General features: G+C 43.9%; 13 protein-coding genes. 4 read left to right on the forward strand and 9 right to left on the reverse strand.

Annotated features, from left to right (window positions below; genetic code table 11):
* Positions 1-20: 20 nt before the first annotated feature.
* From J2Z28_RS15905 to J2Z28_RS15920, 4 genes are all read right to left on the reverse strand, one after another.
* Entirely contained in the window at positions 21-2,072 is a 2,052-nt protein-coding gene (locus tag J2Z28_RS15905) for a serine hydrolase domain-containing protein (protein WP_211083301.1), read from the reverse strand.
* A gap of 110 nt (positions 2,073-2,182) precedes the next feature.
* The gene (locus J2Z28_RS15910) at positions 2,183-3,481 is read right to left on the reverse strand and encodes a GHKL domain-containing protein (protein WP_036670839.1); all 1,299 of its coding nucleotides are present in this window, start codon (positions 3,479-3,481) and stop codon (positions 2,183-2,185) included.
* A gap of 1 nt (position 3,482) precedes the next feature.
* On the reverse strand, positions 3,483-4,223 hold the full coding sequence (locus J2Z28_RS15915; RefSeq protein ID WP_211083213.1) for a LytR/AlgR family response regulator transcription factor: 741 nt from the start codon (positions 4,221-4,223) through the stop codon (positions 3,483-3,485).
* A 198-nt stretch (positions 4,224-4,421) separates the two neighbouring features.
* The gene (locus J2Z28_RS15920; protein WP_244988334.1) at positions 4,422-5,186 is read right to left on the reverse strand and encodes a YheC/YheD family protein; all 765 of its coding nucleotides are present in this window, start codon (positions 5,184-5,186) and stop codon (positions 4,422-4,424) included.
* A 202-nt stretch (positions 5,187-5,388) separates the two neighbouring features.
* Between J2Z28_RS15920 and J2Z28_RS15925 the strand changes: the two genes are divergently transcribed.
* Positions 5,389-6,198 carry a DUF6492 family protein gene (locus J2Z28_RS15925; RefSeq protein WP_211083215.1) on the forward strand — a complete coding sequence of 270 codons (810 nt, stop codon included), beginning with the start codon at positions 5,389-5,391 and terminating at the stop codon, positions 6,196-6,198.
* 17 nt (positions 6,199-6,215) lie between these two features.
* On the forward strand, positions 6,216-7,589 hold the full coding sequence (locus J2Z28_RS15930) for a sugar phosphate nucleotidyltransferase (protein WP_211083216.1): 1,374 nt from the start codon (positions 6,216-6,218) through the stop codon (positions 7,587-7,589).
* A gap of 106 nt (positions 7,590-7,695) precedes the next feature.
* Here J2Z28_RS15930 and J2Z28_RS15935 read toward each other — a convergent pair whose 3' ends face one another.
* The 5 genes from J2Z28_RS15935 to J2Z28_RS15955 all read right to left on the reverse strand — a co-directional run bounded on the left by J2Z28_RS15935 (position 7,696) and on the right by J2Z28_RS15955 (position 13,877).
* Positions 7,696-10,506, reverse strand: coding sequence for a glycoside hydrolase family 2 TIM barrel-domain containing protein (locus J2Z28_RS15935; RefSeq protein ID WP_211083217.1), 2,811 nt, complete (start codon positions 10,504-10,506; stop codon positions 7,696-7,698).
* A 186-nt stretch (positions 10,507-10,692) separates the two neighbouring features.
* Positions 10,693-11,487, reverse strand: coding sequence for an SDR family NAD(P)-dependent oxidoreductase (locus J2Z28_RS15940; RefSeq protein WP_211083218.1), 795 nt, complete (start codon positions 11,485-11,487; stop codon positions 10,693-10,695).
* 130 nt (positions 11,488-11,617) lie between these two features.
* Entirely contained in the window at positions 11,618-12,616 is a 999-nt protein-coding gene (locus tag J2Z28_RS15945) for a helix-turn-helix transcriptional regulator (protein WP_211083219.1), read from the reverse strand.
* A gap of 192 nt (positions 12,617-12,808) precedes the next feature.
* Positions 12,809-13,381, reverse strand: a complete 573-nt coding sequence (locus J2Z28_RS15950; RefSeq protein WP_211083302.1) for an alpha/beta fold hydrolase — start codon at positions 13,379-13,381, stop codon at positions 12,809-12,811.
* Positions 13,382-13,568: 187 nt separating this feature from the next.
* The gene (locus J2Z28_RS15955; RefSeq protein ID WP_211083220.1) at positions 13,569-13,877 is read right to left on the reverse strand and encodes a hypothetical protein; all 309 of its coding nucleotides are present in this window, start codon (positions 13,875-13,877) and stop codon (positions 13,569-13,571) included.
* Positions 13,878-14,040: 163 nt separating this feature from the next.
* On the opposite strand from J2Z28_RS15955, the gene J2Z28_RS15960 reads away from it, so the two are divergent.
* The gene (locus J2Z28_RS15960) at positions 14,041-15,273 is read left to right on the forward strand and encodes a GAF domain-containing sensor histidine kinase (RefSeq protein ID WP_211083221.1); all 1,233 of its coding nucleotides are present in this window, start codon (positions 14,041-14,043) and stop codon (positions 15,271-15,273) included.
* Entirely contained in the window at positions 15,274-15,459 is a 186-nt protein-coding gene (locus tag J2Z28_RS15965) for a hypothetical protein (protein WP_211083308.1), read from the forward strand.
* The last annotated feature ends 138 nt before the right edge of the window (positions 15,460-15,597 follow it).

Raw genomic sequence — 15,597 nt, forward strand, 5'->3', positions numbered from 1 at the left:
TCATTAATGAAGTTTCTGCTTTACTTTAGTTGGATCTGGAATACATCACCGGAGTCCCCACCAAAAACGATAAAACCACTTTTCGGGAGTTTCGTCGATTCCTGATTGGTTGCTACAGAGAAGTCAACCATTTCCCCTTTATCATTATACACTGCATAACCTCCGGTCTTGGGAGAATCCACCGTGATGGATTTGTTACCCGAGCGAGCGTCGATCGCATACCACCGGGCTTGACCGTTTGCCGGAATAGTCGTAATTCCTTTTTTTCCACCAAAGATTGGAGTAATCGCTTCCTCGGCAATGTATTCCTGCCCATCCTGGAGAAGAATCTCGGCGCCATTCTTTGTGTAAAATTGCAGATCAAACGCGTCTCTTCCGTTCATTACAGGGATCTCGGCGATATTCTCTGCGTTGTTTGCATCCATGATTTGCGTGCCATTAGCATAGCCATTTTTGGCATCAACAGACAGGTTCTTGATCAGCATCGATGGAAGCAGATAAAAGATCGATGTTATTTTTTCATCCAATGCGTAATATTTCGAGCCGTCACGAGCTGTCCATTTCTCTTTCGTTGCTGCGTCAAGCGCATTATGATCCAGTTTTTGATAATCATACGTGTTCATTACCGTTTGACCTATGCCGGGTAACGTTATCATACCCTGAACTTTAACATATACCTTGTCATTACGTTCCTTCACAAAACTAGCTTTCACACTGCCATCCGCACTTGTAAAATATTCGTCGCCTGTGTACACATATTTCTGCTCTGGAATAATTCCACCCAGCAAAGCAGGCAGTTGCATCTCACCATCCTTAATCGTTATATCCAATGTCTCTCCTACCGTACCATAGAGACCGGAGTACGCGCTTAATTCTGTTGGCATCTTCACTTTGTCGGGTGATGAGAAGGTCTGATCGGGTTTAACCTTGTCAATGATGCCTTGATCCGCCAGAACTTCCAGCAGCACTTTGCTGGCAAACATCTGATTGTAGATGGAAGATCCGCCAGATGATAGAACCGCCATTGAAATATCATGTTCAGGTATAGTGATTAACACGGCATGGTACAACATGGTATCCCCACCTTTGGCAAGCGCGGTAACCCCATAATCGCTGAAAGGTGCAAGGTCAACCGAATCCCATCCCAAGCCATAATTGATCGTATTTTGCTCATCAGATACCCATATGCCCTTACGATATTCATGAGATTGCATGGCCTTCACAGCAGATTCGGACAGAATATCCGGTCTGTTCCCCATTAAAACCTCTCCGAATTGACTCAATTCTTCTGCCGTAGAGTACACTCCGCCTGTGCCGATAATGTTGGCATTTTCGGTAGGCATCTTCATCTCAAGTGTAGGCCAATAGGTTTCGGATAATTGCGCTCTGTCAAAGGAATCTAGTGGTGTCTTCGTTGATTCCAACTTCAACGGCTCGCTGATGAACTTGGCGATATATTCGCTGTAGCTTAATCCACTCACCCGTTCAACCAGGATTTCAAGCAATTGAAAACCGTCATTGGCGTAGACGGAGTATGCACCAGGTTTGGATTTCAGTTTTTCGGACTGAAGTTTGAGCAATAACTCATCATGATTGCGGGTGTCATTATCTTCAAACAACATGCTGTTTCCATAATGTGTACCGTAAAGACCGGATGAATGATTCATCAACATGCGCGGTGTGATTTGAGTATAGCGCGCATCTGCCATTTTAAAGTCCTTGATATACGAAGTAAGCGGCTCATCCAGATCTATTTTACCGGAATCAACCAGCTTCATGGCGGCTGCCGTAACAACCATTTTGCTAACCGAGCCTATGCCATACATGCTATCCTTGTCTATTGGCTTCTGTGATGCCTTATCGTGCAGTCCGACACTATCTGATAAAATATATTCCCCTTCATCCATGATAGCATATTGCACACTGGTGACACCGTAGTTTTGCACCATCTCCTTGGCGATCTGCTCCGCCCGTGCCTCAATCGTACCGCTGTTATTCGCCTCTGCTCTGACATCTGCCAGCGGTGTAATTACAAGCACCGCTGTACATAAAAAACTAATTAGTTTCTTCATCATATGTCCTCCCTCAAATGTTCTTATGAATGAATTCATCATATCCGGGAAGAGACTGATCAAACGCAAACGGACCCTGAATGGAAAAAAACAACCCCTGAACGGCAGGTTCAGGGATTGTCGGTGTGGAACGGAAGCACGACCATGTTGTTAAATTTCCGATGCTGATGCTCAATACTCATATGTCCACCATATTTCTCGCACATTCGCGATATATTGGTTAGACCGATCCCATGATACTCCGGATTGGGCTTGTCACTTTTCAAGTCAACGATCGGTTGCTCCACATGATTCATAATCTGGATGACCAGTGTAGATGATGTGGAGTGAATGGCAATCAGGATATATCGATCCTCAGCCTGTCTAACCTTCTTGGAGGCCTCAATTGCGTTATCGAGCATGTTACCCAGCACCACACACAGATCGTACCGATCGATCTGGATATGCTGCGAGTGGAGCTGGATTTTGGTGTCGATTTTGATCCCGTTTGCCTGCCCCATAGCCAAGGTATTTGTAACGAGTGCATCAATGACCAGATTACCGGAGTTCACCCGCTGGTACGCACCTTCAATGGTATTTAATGTTGACTTGATATGGTCACCTGCCGCTGCCAGTTCGTTACGCTGGATACATTCATCAATATACAGAAATTGCTGATTGATATCATGGATGATGGATTTAATGTTTTTGAAACTGTGAACGGTTTTCTCATAGTTGGCATCCTGGTAGTCCATCTGACGCTGTAACTGGGTATTTTCATGCGCAAGCTGTACCTTTTCCACCATGTTATCGAATACATATACAATGAACACGTTGAGAAATAGCGAGCCTAGTACAGAAAAGACGTAGAATATGTTTTTTTCACTATATATGGAGGCCACATTGATCTGATAGATCGTAATAATGGGTACGATAAGAAACAGCAAATAATAACGATAATGCACGGCAAAACTTCTGCGTTTAGCCACTAAACGTACAATTTGAATAACAATAAACATGATACTGCAACCAACCAGCATTACCTTGGAAAGAATCCAGTGGTTTTCTCCGTTGAACTGTTCCCATGAAATGAATTCTGTGGATTCCAAAACTCCGAGGATATATACGGCTATTGTATTCGCCATCGTAATCAGAACCGCATACAGGATGGTAAAAACAAGCTTGATTTTGAACTCCACTTCATAGGATTGTGCCAGACTGAAGATTAATAGCAGAGCAACAGCAGTAGAAATGATATCAGAGAAGGAAGAGACCAAATAAAAATAACCCAACATGAGAAATACCATGAAATAGATCGCTCTGCGCGGCTTTCGTCTGGACTTGCCCAACACAGAATCAAAATAAAAATTCGCCTGAAATGCCATAAGTAAGGTCACAAAAATGATGGAAAAGATCATATAGGTACCCATATCATTGAATCCTCATGATCATATATTTGGTGTAAGCATCCTTGATTTCTTTGACCTTGGATCGACCTATGGGCAGTTCCGTTCCATTCAACATAACGACCTGGGTACCGGAAAACTTCTGAACATGCATCAGGTTGATGATAATCGAGCGATGAATCTGCAAGAAACCATGGTCTTTCAAACCGCTAGCGTAGCTGGATAAAATGCCTTTGGTCTCATGTACATTTTCCTGTGTCACAAAATTCAACTTGTTCTTGATCGTTAAACTTTTGACGACCTCAATCCAGAGAATATCATCATATTTCAGCAGCAATTCATCATAGTCTGATTTGATTAGTACATACTTTTTGTCCAATGCCTGAAAATATTGACACAGCTTAATCATCTTTTCCTCGAAAACTTGCGGCTGGATTGGCTTGATCAGATATTGAAAGGTGATGACATCAAAGCTCTCCACCATATATTCCGGGTAACTGGTCAGAAACATAATCTGTACATCCAGAAACTTCATGTTCCTGATCTCTTTAGCGGTCTGAATCCCGTTCATTCCGCCCATCTCCACATCCAAGATGAGAATATTGAATGTATCCCCAACCTCTCTGTAGTGTGAGAGCAGTTGTTCACCAGATGTGAATAGGCTAATTTGAAAATCAAAATTGGTTTTTAGAGATAAGGAGACCAGCATCGTTTTCACACGTTCTCGTTGCTGCTCCTCATCATCACAGATTGCAATATTGAACATGGGGGGACATCCGCCTTTCATCGACATCGACTCTGAATTTCACTCTCGAATATACTATTTTAGCATAGGTTTCGGAGTCGAATGGGGATGAAATGCATTATTCCGACCCTAAAACGCAGATCAACAAAAAAAGTCGCCACATTGGCGACTCTTGAGCTTGAAACCTTCTCCAGCCATTCCTATGAAAAGTCCGGTCTGTTATTTTGTTTTTTTGGGGAAAGCATGGCGGTAATACCGTATTACCTTGCGATACATCGTCTTGTCCTTTAATTGATTGAATATATATGGGTCAGGTTTGACATTCACTTCAATAATCCAGGGTTTCAGACTGTGGTCAAGGCCGATATCTACACCGATTTGCATTAGATACGGGTACTTTTTTTTCATATGACGAGCTATGCGCAGGCTAAGCTCATTCATCTCTTGAACCAGTTCATTCCTGCGTTTGGTGGATGCATGTGATTTTAGCAGCTTGTGAATATCCATCGGTGTACCACCACTATGATAATTGGTTACGATTTTCTTTGGATGACCCAGTCGGCCGATGATTCCAGTAGCTTCCCAATGTTTGGTCGGGCTTAGCTGTATCATGACACGGATGTCAAAACGTCTGTTATTGTGCTTAAGCAGATGGATTCCTCTCTGAATCAGATAACTTCTTTTATTCACCAGACGAGTCAGACTGTTATAAAACGATTCAAAGCTGTCAAACGTCAGGCGTTTTTGCTCAATCTGATAGACAAAATGTTGATGACTTTCCATCTCGGCCTTAATAACACCCATCCCGAAAGTACCTCTCTCGGGTTTGACATAGACCATTCCATATTTGCTGATCATGGATTTCAGATTCGTCTTATTATATTTCTGTGTGTCGGGGATAAACGGTTTAATTAATTCATTATTAATGATCAATTTTGTTTTTAACCACTTGCTTCTTAACGGCTGCAACTTATCAACTCCCATGTCGTAAACTCTCCCTTCAGCAACCGCATCAAAGCCTGCTGTTTGATCAAGATCCTGCAAGCATTATATGTAATACCGATAAAGGAACCCTCAACAAAAGCCCCTATTCGTAAAAATGTATATTTGCACATGCCCTGACCAAAACACTTTTGCACACATACCATATAATGAGTCATCACGATTTGTGCAAGGAGTTGAGAAGATGTCTGTCCAGCCTGGAATCCGGTTGAACAATGCGCCTAAGATTGATGTTCTTATACCAGCGATCGAGAAAGATTTGGCTACCCTTCCCCTCGTCATCGATAACATTCGCCGTTATGTAAAACATCCCATTGGAAGCATATATATTGTTTCTCCGGTCAGCACCAAGATCAGAAAACTCTGTTCCCTTAAAAACTGCATTTTTGTTAATGAGCGATCCGTCCTGCCTATAACCAAAAACGACATACACTACCAGTCCTCCCGATGGAATCGGTCAGGCTGGTTATATCAGCAGTTGCTCAAAATGAACGGAGATTCCATTGTGAAGGCAAAGTACTTTCTAGTCATGGATGCAGATACCGTACTGATTAAACCTCATTCATTTCTTGTAGAAGGCAAAACAGTCTTTTACTGCCGTGACTGGAGCCAGCCGGAATATTTCAAAACCTACCGCAAGTTGTTAGGCATGAAAGCTCCGCGTCCCCGCTCTTTTGTCACCCATTATATGCTGTTCGACAAATCGAAACTCGCTGCCTTAAAACAGAAAATTGAAGCGGTTCATAAACTGCCATGGTACAAAGCCATCATCTCCAATATCAATAAGAAAAAGCAGTTTGGTTTCTCCGAGTATGAAACGTATGCCAATTTTATGTATACGAAAAACCCAGGCAGCATGATCCTTAGAAGTTCCAAGAATAAAAGTCTGAATGTGAACGCTTCTTCGTTAAAAGAGCAACAAATCCGCAATCTGGCTCTTAAATATCGTTCTCTTTCCTTTCATAAACGGAAAATCTATAGTAAAGCTCCCTGAGCTTAAGGAGGAAGCCCATGCATATCGTAATGCTGTGCGGCGGCTCTGGCAAAAGGCTCTGGCCGTTATCCAATGAGCTTCGCTCCAAGCTGTTCATAGATATACTTCCATCACCCGCTGGAGGTAGGGAATCCATGATCAGCAGAGTATGCCGCCAGCTTGACAGTTCATCCCTAACGGATTCAACACTCATTATTTCACATCAAGATCAGGCTAATATTACGGCACGACATACTCAAGGCAAAATACCAGTCATTGGGGAACCTTATAAACGAGGCACTTTTACTGCGGCGGCCTTAGCGACGTTATATCTGCAATCCTTCCGAATGGCCAAAGATGACGATGTGATCTGTATCGCACCAGCTGATGTGTTCGCAGGTGAAGATTTTTTCAGCAACTTCCAATTACTGCCGGATATACTGAAACACTCTCAAGCCGATATCGCTTTAATTGGGACAAGGCCTACACATGCTTCAGAACAGTATGGATACATCCTGCCGGGTGGGGAAGAACGTAATGCTTATGCGCCCATAACACAATTTATAGAAAAACCCGAAGCCTCCATTGCTGAAACGCTGCTACAACGTGGGGCACTATGGAACTGCGGTGTGTACGCGTTCACCATCGCGTTTATGATATCCCATATTAAAAAAATGGGGCTTCCGGTTCATTATGATCAAATGTTGTCCCTGTATGAAGCGTTGCCTGAACGGAGTTTTGACAAGCATGTTGCAGAAAAGGCACAGCGAGCCGTAGTCCTGCCTTATGAGGGAGTATGGCAGGATATCGGAAGCTGGGATACGCTGTGCGCACAGTTAGATACCCATGTAATAGGACACGGTGGAATCTCGGGTTCTTCCTCCGATTCCTATATTATTAACGAGCTTCCCTACCCCATCCAAGTCATTGGCGTGCCAGGTATTATCGCTGCCGCAAGTCCGGATGGCATTCTCATTGCCAACAAAAATAATTCAAATGAAATTAAAGCGCAATTGGGTAACTTGCCATTAAAACCGATGTATGGTGAAGCAACCTGGGGCAGTTATCGTGTCATTGAGAGTTCGTTAGACGATGAGAATACAACAGTAACCACATTAAACATAACGGTTTTACCGGGCAAACATATCGGGTTGAACTGGCATAGAACTGGGTGTAGAGCATGGACCGTGCTTGCAGGCAGTGGGCAAGTGCTTGTCAACGGAAAGGTCATGCAAGTGAGTATGGGCAATCAGTTCGCGATTACCAAGGAGAGTCTCTTTTCTATTCTGGCTGAAACCAGGATGGTGATCCTTGAGGTCCGGATCGGAGTAACAGAGGATAAAGACAACATACTTTTTGAAGAAGAAGATTGGAATGTAATCCTAAAAAGTGCAGGTTCATCTAACGCTTAATGGGAGAATGAACCGATTCAATCTGCATGTCTTATAGCCCCTTCCATTCGCGGAAGGGGCTCATTGGCATAATTAAAGGAAACCTGACACTTCTTCTCCCTACATCTTAGTTAAACAACTTGCGAAGTTCCTCTACTTCCAGACGTGCAACTGGCTGGTAAGCGGAACTTTGTACATAACGCTGGAAGCTGTATAACAACTGTCTGCCCTCCAATGTAGTCATCAGACGCTCCAGATTCAGCGCTCCCATCAGCACTCTCCCCTTCCGGACCCGACACTCCATCAACAGGCCGAGCTTGTGGTTTCGCTCAAAATTGTCAATGGTCTGCACGATCGGATTCAAGTCTTTATCCAACTCATCCAAGATGATCGATGACGACTCGGACACGATGCTCCACCACGGATAAGTTGAGTGCTCCTCTGTGACAAAATGTTCGAAGGCCGGATGATCCTGTTGAATTAACAAGCCCATTGTGCCCACAGGAACTTCTCTTTTCATATTCTCCGAGATGGATCGGAACATAGGGTAAGACCAGAAATCGGTGCTATAGAAACCTTGAATCGCATGTTGAATCTGGTCGGGATTTGGGAAAAGCATGATATCCTCTCCCTGCTCTAGCAACACCAGCGCTGCTTCGGAGAGTTCGGTAAAGAGATTCAAACCGCTCAGGTCCACGTCCAGTTGGCTCGGGTAGGCCCAAAGGTCATAGGACTTACGGATATCCGTACCTGGAATGGACAGTAACAGTTCCATCTTGGTCATCTTGGAGACTATTGGGATATGCATACAGAGATTTGTGATACTCACATAATGTTCTCCATGGAATGATGGAAGGTCTGCTTTTCCTTCTGCAAGGGTGGAATCCTCACCATGTAGCTCCCACTTCAGATGAAGTCCGTCCAATGCCTGTCTGCGGAAGTAACTTAATTCAATGCGTGCTTCGAACAATTCACCCGCTTGATAATTATATTTGGGGAATCTCGCCAACAACACAGCGTCGGAACAAAACGTTCTCCACTCCTCAGGTGTAATCATGCCTTTGGAATCCATGAATGCGTCCAGTACACCCACCAGCGCTGTTCCCTGACCACTGAAATCCTGAAGATCCAGCAGCTGGAACCCGGCTAGTTGCTGCGAACGAAAAGCAGCTTCCAGTTCTTCCTTGTAACATGCGACCGCGAGTTTACCAGAGGCTCTGAAGTATGCTTCCGCCAGATGTCCCAGTCCTTTGGCATTCAGACGCTCTCGAAATACTTCGAAATTCTTGGCTTTGAGAGAACCCGTATACTTGTTGATCTCCTCAAAATTAGGAAACGTGGCGTACTGTCCAATTTCATGCGAGATGATTGGTACGTGTGAGACAAGTTGATCACTTCCAGCTTCGGCCTGCACCGTTTTGGAACCTGTCCCATACTGAATCTGAATCTCTTTGTCCCCAGTCTGACCAGAAGGGTCAGCATCGCTGCCTTGCTCAGGTACAATGTTTGAATCGTAATCTTTCAATGTATTTGGCAGATCGGTCTGCACGTGACCGAGCGGAGCATCACACATCGCATATGAACCTCTGAACAGGCGCTCTTTGGAGAAACGAACCCCGCAGAAGAATTCACTTTCCTCCAGAATATCCGGCACAAACTGAAAGTTATTCGAACCTTCGGTGTATAGATGACGATGATCATATGCTTTGTATGCCTTCAGGATCGAATTCAATCTGTCCTTGCTTCCCCATAGTTCATTCCCCATGGACATCATGACAAACGAAGGATGATTACCAAAAGCACGCAGCATCGCAAATCCTTCGCTAATCAAGTAATCCTGCTCTGCTTGATTATGCCCATCCGAAGATTCATCCGTAATGGTTCCCCAGAACGGAAGCTCAGGCTCCATGTAGATGCCGAGCAGATCCGCTGCAATAAAAGCAGCCTCCGGAGGACAACAGGTATGGAAACGGTAGTGATTGATACCGTAGGACTTGGAGATAGCGAGAATACGAACCCATTCATCCACATCTGTTGGCGCGTATCCCGTGAGCGGAAAGATTAGCCCGTCATGTTTGCCTCGAAGAAACGTTTTGCGACCATTAATGGTGAATTTGTCTCCAGCAGCCCGGAATTCCCGTAATCCCGCCCATACTTCGGTGGAATCCAGCACTTCGCCGTCCTGATCTTGCAGATGAATATGAAGTTGGTACAGGTTAGGTTCATCATCACTCCATAACATCGCATCTTCGCCAATCTTGTACGTCAGCTGGATCTCATGCGAATCCGGTATGAATGTCTGCTCCTCCGTCGTATACACCGGGTCTGCACTGACAGCAACAGCTGACACCACGGTTTGCACTCCTTGCAGGTCACCAACAAGTGCTGCCTTGATCTCGAAAGATCGAGTCGCAAGATCGGGATAGACCTGAACATTATCCAGGAAAACACGCTCGAAAAATTGAAGTTCCAATTTCCCAGTGATGCCGTTCCAATTCGTCTGCGTGTCTTCGGATGTAAGGTGGCCACCTTTGGTTGGATAATTGGTATTGTCCACTCGAATGTTAATTGTATGAGTCCCAGTGGTTAGCCCTCCCTCAATCTTATAACGGTGAGGTGTGTTCAGACTGTTTTGTGTTCCGCATTCCACCCCATCGATCCAAACTGTGGTTACTCGTGTTCGTTCCAGATGCAAGAAGCAACGTTTGCCAGCCAAGTGTTCGGGAATTTCAATCTCTCGTGAAAACCAGGCATAACCCTCAAATAAGTACTCAACCGTCAGCGCACCGATTAACACATTCTCGTTTTTCTTGCCCTTGGCCGCATGAGATGTAGTATTTGGCAATGTAATAACGTCTGAGAAATTCAGACCACGTTCCACCTTATGTTCATCGAGTTGGAGTTTCCATATGCCTTCCAGATTTATTGCAGCTATCATGATAGTGTCCCCTTTTAGATTCAACTAATCGATAAAAGTAATCGCTTCCAATAAACAGAAATCGTTTTCGAAAATCATACCTGTATTATAAACTCGATTGACGCCCTCGCATAGATCATTTACAAATAAAAAAGTCGCCAATGCTGGCGACATCTTATGGATACATATCCTGTATCCTCAAAAATTTTAAAATATGGTGGGAACCATGCCCCCGTCCATTCGGATGGGAGAACCTCTGAAGGCTGAAGCATATGGGCTGCATACAAATGCTGCGAGTCTGCCTATTTCACTTGGCTTGATGAATCGCTGTAATTCAGACTGAGGCAGATTGGTCTTCATAAAATCTTTCTCTTTTTCCTCGAAAGTCAACGTCTCATTAAGGTATATGCCCTCAATGATTTCTTGTACGTTTTCGGACAGTGTTGGCCCTGGCAGGATCGTATTGATCGTAACCTCGGTCCCCGCTGTCAGTTTGGACAAACTTTTGGATAATGACAGCAGCATTGACTTGGTCATGCAATACTGGGGCATCTGGCCTGAGGGCATAAGGGCTTCTTCACTTGCGATGAAAATAATACGCCCGTCATTGTTCTTCACCATTTTAGGTAAATAAAATTGAGACAAGCCATTGGCAGCGAGTACATTCGTACGGAAATATTTCTCCCACACTTCATCATTTACGTCTTCATAACTCATGATTTCATATATACCCATGCTATTGATTAATATATCAACCTCAGGAAATTTCTCGAATAAAGCTTGGCGTTGCTCCAGATCCACAAGATCAGCCGTGGCATTTTGCAGAGAGGTCTCCGGAAAAGTGGACTTGATTTCACGAACTGTTCGTTCTACCTCTTCATCATTGCGTCCATTAATCAGAACATGAACACCTTCTCGAGCGAGTTCTATAGCAATCGCTTTGCCGATCCCTTTTGTTGATCCTGTAACTAAGGCTGTTTTCTCTTTTAGTCCCATATCCATGCTGCATTTCTCCTTCTTGATTACAACTATCCGGCAGCCGTTTCTTGAACATTGCCAACAGCTTCATGCACCGGATAGATATAATATTACGCAGTCTGAAGGGCCTCGTAACTAGCACTTTGCGCCAGAATTATTGCCTTACACGCCAATTTGAAGGTGTATCCCCTTCCCAGGTCTTGAAAGCACGATAGAACGAATTCTGGTCTTCATATCCAACCAGAAATGCCACTTCTTTGATATCGAGCGAAGGATCTGCAAGGTACGCTCGGGCCTGCTCACGTCTGGCTTCGGTTAATAACTGCTTGAAGTTTGTGTTCTCCTCCGTCAGTCGCCGCTGCAAGGTACGATCACTCATGCGAAGCTCTTTGGCGACCGTCTGGATGTCAGGGCGCTTTCCTGTGAGGCTGCGTTTCATAATCCATTTGACCACTTCAGTAACGGAACGATTGCTCTCTTGTTCGTCCAGCGACCGATCCAGAGCCGGGGTCAGAATCTCCAGTAACTCCTCGTTATACGATAGAAATGGAAGACTCAGATCTTTCCGTTCTAGCGTCAGCCGATTATAGTTAGAATTCGTATCAACTCGGCAGCCGAAGTAAGCCTCAAGGGTGGCTACGTCACCCATCGGTTGGGAGAACTCAACCCTTTTGGCAGTCAAAGGTTGTCCTGTGCCCCTCCGTCCAAGTTCGATCAGAAATGCCAGCGTAATACCAACCAGTAATGGCGGACCTTGTTGCTCCTTATGTAACCATTCGAGTTCAATGATACATTCCTCCCCTGCTTCGGTAATCTGCAAGCTTTCGGGAGGACACATTTGCTTGTAACGCACCATGCGATTCAACGCATCACGATAATCACGAGCATGGTACATCGCCAGTACAGGCGGAGGATACTTCGATATTTCATATCCGGTTGCAAGTTTGATGATGCCCTCGGCCGTGTCCCCATTGAGATCAGAGTAGGCCTGCCAGATTGCGAAGTAGTGAGATTGGGTCACTACAGGTTTATTGATTGTCTCAAGAGATAGTTGTGCTGTACGAGCGATGTCGTCAGCACCAATTCCTAATTGTTGTAATCCAGCCCAAAAGCCTGGATGAACCTTAATTCGATCATTCGGTTGAAATTGCATGTACACAGACTCCTTTAACTTGTTCCATTTTTATTCTGATTTCTAATTATAGAATGGATGTACCTATTTTTGAATCTTACCTCAGTGAGCCATTTTCGGGTAATACGAAAACACGACTGCCCATGAATGGTCAGTCGTGTTCAAGTCAATCATTCAGTATATTTTGAAAGAATGCACATTTTGTATGTTCAGCTACTCATTCAACGCAGTTTTGATCAGGGCATTCACCCGTGAGTTAAACAGCAGACCAATATGGGATACGAGGGAAACCGAAACGTTGTTCGCCCCGTTCAACCGCGAAAGTGCCGGGGACACAATCGTGTCACTGGTGGAATAGATCGAAGTCACCTTTATTCCACTCGGAGCTGTCGTTGTGGTCAATCGATTAGCCCCGCCAAGGGTAATCAATTTATCCACTTTGGAAGCGCCTCCACGGTTAAGTATGTAATAGAGACTATTAGCTCCACCCATGCTATGAGCTATAATATTCACTTTCGTGTGACCCGTTTGGTTTAGAACATCATCTACGAATCGACTAATTGCTGCGGAGTTCAACAGCTGGTTTCCTTGTTTGCTAGGAAGGTCAATCGCGAATAATTCGTCTCTTGTCCACCCTTGGCTACGCAAATAACTCTCAATTGCTGTAAAATTGCTATCTGAACCGGTCAATCCATGTACCAATACAATGGGTGTACGTGCCGTAGCTGCAGAAGCCTTTGAACTCGATCCTATTCCAGTTATTGATAAGGCAAGGATCATACTCATGAACACAACTAGTATTAATTTGGTCTTTTTCACTTCATTCACTCTCCTGTAAAATGTTTTATATTCCATATATTACAATCTAACATATGGAATATAAATGAACCTTTAGTCTCATTTTTACAGGAATGTCTAAAATAGACTACAACTAACATGATAACATTTTAATCAAACTCTAGTTCTCTACTTCTTATCCTTCAACGATATCTGCACGTAGTTCCGTTGCAATCTCAATCATTTTGGGTACAATAGCTTCGTTAGAAATAGCTACATACAGATCCCCCATGTACAAACGAAAAGCAATCTGTGCACCCTCAAGGTCCCACATAAAAAAGTCCCCTTCGATGGTCATGGTGCTCTCAGCTCCTACAATGTTAAGAACCGGTGAATAGGTAAAATCGGGTTGGGATTCGAAGTAGAGTTTGCACTCTTCCAGCGAGATGGATTGCTCGGCATTACTATCTTGCATGGATCGGGTAATTCGAAAACGCTGATTCATTGATTTGCCTCCAAAACTTTATTAATATATACATGTTGCACAGCATTATATTTTCTCATTTCCGTCTCCCACTGTCAAAACCATACATGATCGATTCTTCAAATTCATATATAATGAATACAGTGCACAACGAATTTCTACAATCAGGAGGAGTCAAATCAATATGTTAAAAACAGAATTCATTGATGTACTATCCATTGTCTCACATAAATTATATGATTCGGCTGCTAATGTCATGGACACGGCAAGCAGGTTAATTCCTGCAAATACGTTCTGTATTGCGCAGTTGGATCATCTATCCACCAAAGTTCTAAACGTATATAATCGTGACAAACTAATTCTGGGTGAGGGGCTGGTCGTTGATAACGCCGAGTCATACTGTGCACTTGTGACTGAACATTCCGAAGGCCCGCTAGTAATCAATAATAATCTAACACATCCATTAACCAGACATATGGACGCAACCGAATTCGTAGGTGGGTGTTCATTTGTCGGTGTGCCTATACATAATGAGAACGGAGAAATCTACGGCTCCCTTTGCTCATTTGATCAGGATTTCTATTCCTATCAACAAAAGGACGTGGATCTGCTTCTCTCCTTGTCTTCATTTTTCACGAGACTTCTTGAGATGGAAACAACTCTGCGACAGTTAAAACAAGCGGAAGAGACCGCTGCAAAAGTGCTTGAAGAAAAGAAAAATCTGCTGGCCGTTCTCAGCCACGAAATCCGGACGCCAATGAATGGTGTTCTTGCAATGGCCAATCTGTTGCAATCGACCAGGCTGAGTGATGATCAATCGTTATATGTTAATGTCATTGAGTCGAGTGGTACCAGCCTTCTGTTGATGATGGATCAAATTCTGGACTACTCCAAAGCAGAAGCGGGTGCGATCTCTCTGGAGATCAAGCCCTATAGTGTCACTGAAACAGTTGAACATGTATTACAATTATTCTCTTCTGAAGCACAGAAAAAAAGAATTAGGTTGTACGCAGAATATAATATTAATGATCATCTGATGCTTATGGGCGATCAGCACAAAGTTCGTCAGATTCTAATCAATCTCGTTGGGAATGCGCTTAAATTTACGGAGAAAGGTGAAGTATGTATCTCTACTCAGGTATCTGCTGATACAGAAGGTACTCTCCATGCATCCTACGAAATAAAGGATACGGGCATCGGCATCCCGCAGGATCGTCAGGATCTGTTGTTCAAGTCCTATTCCCAGATTCATGGTAATTCAGGAAAGTATGGCGGAGCGGGGCTTGGCCTGTCCATCTGTAAACAACTCGCTGAATTAATGGGTGGCATTGTATGGCTTAAAGAGTCCAGTCACTTGGGCAGTCAGTTTGTCTTTAATATTTCTAGCGCTGCATCCACTGTCCATACAAATATCTGAATGATGAATATATTATTCTATGGTCTGGATGGTCTGCTTAACCCTGAAGTGATTGTCTTCACTGCCACTGACTTTAATCCACCGCTCATGCCCCAATTAACCTACACCGCATTTATCAGCACAAATCTGCTCGGAACTATTCGGGTTGGACCCGAAAGCTTCGATGGATTAGTCGTTTCAGATTAAAAAAACACGTGCAACCCCATACCTCTAATCGGTTTCCCGTAGATTAGAGGTATGGGGTTGTTTTTACGATTAACACAACTATTTTTAGAGAGAGCTAATTAATAGTACCCATTACCTCACCAATTTGATATTGATGAG

The organism is Paenibacillus xylanexedens (genome assembly GCF_017874615.1).
Taxonomy (GTDB): Bacteria; Bacillota; Bacilli; order Paenibacillales; family Paenibacillaceae; genus Paenibacillus; species Paenibacillus xylanexedens.